The organism is Paraglaciecola sp., from assembly GCF_051252315.1.
In the GTDB taxonomy this organism is placed as follows: Bacteria; Pseudomonadota; Gammaproteobacteria; order Enterobacterales; family Alteromonadaceae; genus Paraglaciecola.
Genome location: NZ_JBPOFP010000191.1, coordinates 1 through 5,165 on the forward strand (window position 1 = coordinate 1; position 5,165 = coordinate 5,165).

The 5,165-nt window shown below is 37.6% G+C and carries 5 protein-coding genes, 1 tRNA gene, 1 pseudogene and 1 riboswitch; all 7 genes and pseudogenes read right to left on the reverse strand.

The window, feature by feature from the left end; translation table 11 throughout:
- A partial coding sequence (locus ACSHXM_RS20760; RefSeq protein WP_435692137.1) for a hypothetical protein occupies positions 1–335 on the reverse strand: 335 nt, incomplete at its 3' end.
- A 316-nt stretch (positions 336–651) separates the two neighbouring features.
- A tRNA-Trp gene (locus ACSHXM_RS20765) sits at positions 652–728 on the reverse strand.
- A gap of 117 nt (positions 729–845) precedes the next feature.
- Positions 846–1,664, reverse strand: coding sequence for a phosphotransferase (locus ACSHXM_RS20770; RefSeq protein WP_435692139.1), 819 nt, complete (start codon positions 1,662–1,664; stop codon positions 846–848).
- 12 nt (positions 1,665–1,676) lie between these two features.
- Positions 1,677–2,285 carry a nicotinamide riboside transporter PnuC gene (pnuC, locus tag ACSHXM_RS20775; protein WP_435692141.1) on the reverse strand — a complete coding sequence of 203 codons (609 nt, stop codon included), beginning with the start codon at positions 2,283–2,285 and terminating at the stop codon, positions 1,677–1,679.
- A complete protein-coding gene (locus ACSHXM_RS20780) occupies positions 2,285–2,542 on the reverse strand; it encodes a hypothetical protein (protein WP_435692143.1) in 258 nt (85 codons plus the stop codon). Before ACSHXM_RS20780 ends, pnuC begins: the two co-directional genes overlap by 1 nt.
- A 66-nt stretch (positions 2,543–2,608) precedes the next feature.
- On the reverse strand, positions 2,609–4,699 hold the full coding sequence (locus tag ACSHXM_RS20785; RefSeq protein WP_435692145.1) for a TonB-dependent receptor: 2,091 nt from the start codon (positions 4,697–4,699) through the stop codon (positions 2,609–2,611).
- A gap of 59 nt (positions 4,700–4,758) precedes the next feature.
- Positions 4,759–4,862: riboswitch (TPP riboswitch) on the reverse strand.
- An 86-nt stretch (positions 4,863–4,948) separates the two neighbouring features.
- Positions 4,949–5,165: pseudogene (locus tag ACSHXM_RS20790) on the reverse strand (hypothetical protein); the annotation flags it as partial.

The following is a 5,165-nucleotide window of genomic DNA, read 5'->3' on the forward strand; positions in this document are numbered from 1 at the left end:
AACAATACCTTATCTGTTGACAGTAATGTTTTAGGAAGAATTTCAGATTTAACGGTTTGACTCGCCTTTTGCGGTTCTTTATGAACATTTGAACCATTTCCATTAGTCTTAGAGTTTTTCATCTCTGCCAAGCGAGCCAAAGCATTATCAGTTGATGAAGTTTGTCGTAAGTCAGGTTTAGTTGTTCCACTGACAGGTGTCATTACCGGATCATCTTTGGCTTCTTGTTTTTGCTGTGCGCCTTGCCCTTTAACTAACGTCCACGAGGAAATCCCCATCTCTGTGAGAATGGCATTTTGATAAGGAGATAGGCTTGATTTATCAGTGTCTTGCATAAGTAAAGATTACCATAATCTAATTAAGGGTGGCAGTTTTTGTCAGTAGATTTGGCTTGTCTTACGCAATTTTAAATTGATAACTTGGAGAGATAATTTCACGGTGAATTTTGCAGATATATTTGAAGGAATAATATGGCAGGGGTGGAGGGATTAGCGCTATTACGTCCATGTAATAGCCCCTTCGGGCGCTTACAGCGGCTCTACTTGTTCCAGACAAGTTGTCGAACGTGGAGCTTCTCACCCTCCAATTATGGATGATCAATATATTTAAATTTGAGACTTGTATTTGAGGAAGTTTTTACAAAGAATAATATGGCAGGGGTGGAGGGATTCGAACCCCCAGCCATCGGTTTTGGAGACCGCTGTTCTACCAATTGGAACTACACCCCTGCAGAAGTGCTGAATTATACGTATGCGTCTGTAAAGGTAAAGTGATTTTATGTGTACAGCTAGCTAAAAAGGTTTGATTGCACGGTTTTTGCGCTAACTGATTAGATAACCAGCAAATTAACTATCTTGGGTCTTAGCTGCAGCAAACCATACTTTATTCGTAAAACTCACTAATGGTTGCATAACAGCTACTTTCTTTTTAACGACGACGATTGGGGTTGCTGTAAGTCGCGCGTATTCTGTCATTAAAACACCTGCATTTTCAGACTGAATTTGATTGATTTGAATGCATGATGCTATATCAAAATAACGGTTAGAATAAGCGGCGTACTCCCAATCAAAAATAACCTCAGAGTTATTAGCAATAACATGTTGTAACGATAAGTCGTTATGACATACACACAAGTCTTGAGGCTCTGATTGATACCAAATATCAGCCCAATCCTGTATTTGTTTGTTTTCAATTTCACTCACTTGAACATTAGCGAGTAATACATATTCTCGCCATTTTTCGGGCAAGTCTAAAAACGAATAATGTAGAGCTGAATTATTATTAATTTGATGAATATTAGCCAGTGATTGAGCGAGTAGCCTACATTTTTCTGCTTCAGGCAAATCCTCCTTTAACAAAGATTCATCACTTATCCACTCATCCACTTGGAAACTTTGCGCAATAGACAAAAAACATGGTTTAGGAGCTAAACCTAACAAAGCCAGTTGTTTTTGTTGTTCAAACTGTTTTCGCCTATCGATAACCACCATTTCGTCAGAGGTGAACACTTTTACAAAGTAAACTTGTTGCTCATTTACTAGTTGATAACTTAGGTTAACAGCCCCGCCCTCTATTTTTAATAACTGACAAGTAATAGAAAACAAACCACTTTGGCTCAATTCATTTAATATGTCTTGTTGATCTAGTTTTGACGAGGGTTTCATTAGCATTTAACTTTATGTGGTTAGCGGCTCTGATTGGGTGTTTTTGCCCCAATTGATATAACCATATACAGAAAAACCTAAATATAAAGTAGTCAGTAAGGTAGTTAAATATAAGTCCTTTGCGACATATAGATAGGCTCCAGAGGCATTGATAACCGCCCAATACAACCAATTTTCACGTACCTTATGAGCAACCAATACGGTAGTAAATACACTGAAAACAGTAATAAATGCATCTAGATACAAATGTTCACTATCAAGAATTGATTTTGCTAAATAGGCTAAACCTAGACTCAGGATAGTTAACACTATGATTGAAACGATATGTTTTGGAAGTGTCCAACTAATCACAGGTACATTTTGAGTTTCGGGTTTATTCCAATGCCACCATCCATATACTGCCATAAAAATATAATAAGCATTAAGCATCGTATGGAAAGGTAAAGACACTTCCCAAAACAAATAAGTATAAATAGTCGTGCTGACAAAAGCACAAGGCCAACACCAAATGATTTGTTTGGCAGCTAGCCAGACATAAGCTAAAGCTAATACAACAGCAATAGCCTCTAATCCAGATTGTTGTTGGAATTGGCTAATAAGCAGCTCGACAATTTGATCCATTAAATTTCACTCACCATTTTATCGCCGTTTAAAAACTTACAGACAAAAATAGCTTGGCCTATTTTTTCATGACTTCGTTGCATTTCTTCGGCTAACAATTGCATGGTGGGTAAATAGTCTCCACACACTGTTGTGCTAGTAGCAGTGGTAACAACTTTTAAGTTTTCATAGGTATTTAGACGATCAATAAATTCCTGAATAGGTGGAATATATTGTTCGTTTAATGGGTACATGGATATTTCTGCAACTAATTTCATATCTTTCCTTAGTAAACTATAAAATGGATCCGAAGATCCATCTTAATTTATAGCGTAACTGTGCTCTTAGTATTGAAACTTAATGTTAATACCAACTCGTCTTGGCTCACCAAACTGTTCCCATACATGAGGTAAATACTCATCTCTAGGGTCATTCGGGAAATAGAAACCTCGGTTTGCATACTCTTTATCAAATAAGTTACGGGCATATAAACTGACACTCCAATCTTGCCTAGAATAATCTAAACTAGTGTGGGCTATGGCCATACTGTCAGCCTGATTGTCATGGCTAAATGAATAATAGAACTCATCTTTAGCATCGACTTCTAGTAACCAAGATAGGTTTTCTGAAAGCCCAATGACGACACCTGCGTTGACATGATATTTTGGCGCATGGGCCTGTGCACGTTTATCTATGTTAGTACCATCTTGTCGAGTGATATCTTTAATTTTAGTTTTTAAATAACCCAAATTAGCAAAGGCATCAACATTATCTGAAATGGTATAATTGATACTCGCTTCAAGACCATAATTTGTGCCGTTTACAGAGTTTTCAATAAAATCTACAAATGATTGGTCTTCAACAATTGAGTTTTTATATTGAACGTCATCACGCTTTTGATAAAAAGCACTAAAATCGACAGTTAAACTTCCGTCTTGATTACTACCTTTAATACCAAATTCAAGGCCTAACAAGGATTCAGCGTCAAACTCTACATTGTCCAATACTGCTTGTTTTAATATTGCATCGTCAATATCGTCTACTTTACTCACAGCTTGGCCGTTAACACCGCCCATTTTGTAGCTGCGTACAAGACTCAAATACAACATACTGGTGTCACTTACATTTTGGTGATAACTCAATTCAGCTCCCCAGTCACTGTGATCAATAGATTTATCCAATAGGTACGAATCTGAATAATCTAATTCTTGAGAAGCCAACCTAAGACTACTAGTAAACCATTGAGTGTCAGAAATAGTGTGCTTATACTGACCGAATATTGCGTAATCTTCTCTGCCGACCTTGCTTAAGAAAGGGTTTGATAACCAAGTATATTGACGTTCTAATTCTTCATCTTCTGCTGAGTAATAAAAGCCAAGTACCCAAGTGTTTTCCGACGAACTTTTACTATTTAACTTAACTTCTAACGAATTATCTTCACGCTCTCTAAAATAATAATCTGTCGATGAATACTCCCAGCCTGGTGCAATCCCTACAAAACTCCAATCTTCATCATATCCATAAGCTAAGTCTGCTTGTAAAAAGCTAGCCTGCACAGTTAAATCAGCCCAATCTAAACCTTGGTAATTTGCGGTTAAGGCTAACGCTTCACTTTCTTGACGATCGAATCCAGGTTCGTCCGATAATGTCGTTCGGTCACGGTTTAACGAAAAGGCGTCGTAACCGTTGTCTACATCAATTAGATGTAACACTGTTTTAATTTGTAAATCATTTGATACTTGCCAGTTTAACTTCGCTCTGGCTGTTAGTTCATCAATACCGTTAGTGTCTTTTCTATCTAAAAAGGTGTTCTCTACGAAGGCATCACTAGTATTTTTATGAACTGAAACACGATAATCAACAGAATCAGAGATCCCTCCTCCAATTGCCGCACCAGCATGCCAACTTCCGTAGTTAGCCGCACCAAATTGTCCATCGAAACTTGTATCATCTGATGCTTCAGCAGTAATAACATTGATCATACCGGCCAAACCATCAGCCCCAAATCGCGCACTATTTGGTCCTTTAAATATTTCTACTTGCTGTACATCAAATGTACTAGCACCAGCCATTAAACCGGAGTAATTAATACCATCGACTAAAAACCCAACGGAAGGATTAATAGGATCGGTAAATTGGCTACGCTCACCAATACCGCGAATTTGCACAAAACGACCACGACTGGCACCTGTCGCAAAATTCACATTTGCAGCTCGGTTGAGCAATTCTTCTAAATGCTGAGCTTGACGTTGTTCTATCACTTCATCTGTTAATACTGACACACTGGTTGCCATTTCAGATAAAGGTGTTGAGGTAAGTGCACCAAACACAGTAATACGTTCTACTTGGTCTGTATCTTGTTGTTGGGCAATAGCAGAGCCAGCCAGCAAACTTGAGCTAACGATAGTTGCGATTGTTTTTTTACTGAAAATCATTCTAGGATCTCTTCATTATAAATTGAAAAGATCCGGTTTTACGGCAGGTATAAATGGGGAATAAATTGTCTTACCATTCCTACGCCGGCATTATCCGGATCAGGTTACAGGGTTCTAGGATAGTTATCCAAATCTCAGCCTTTCGGCACCCCTTGGTTACTAAATAAGTATGTACTCATTTAACGAGCTGCATTTTAACAGCGAATTATTAAGCTGCAAGAAGGTTTTCCTACATAAAAGGAATATCTATTATCTTATTCGAAGCTTGATTAATTTTTGACTAGAAAAGTAAGAACCTTCTTGTGTTATCCAAAGTTCTCCATTGTGATTAATGCAAGCGCCTTCAATTTGTCCATAATGATTAAGATAAAAAGATTTCACTAAATTGATGTTAGCATCTAAAACGGTGATAAAGGGTTCGAACCAACCTAATAATTTTAGTTTATAACCTACCAACACAAACCTA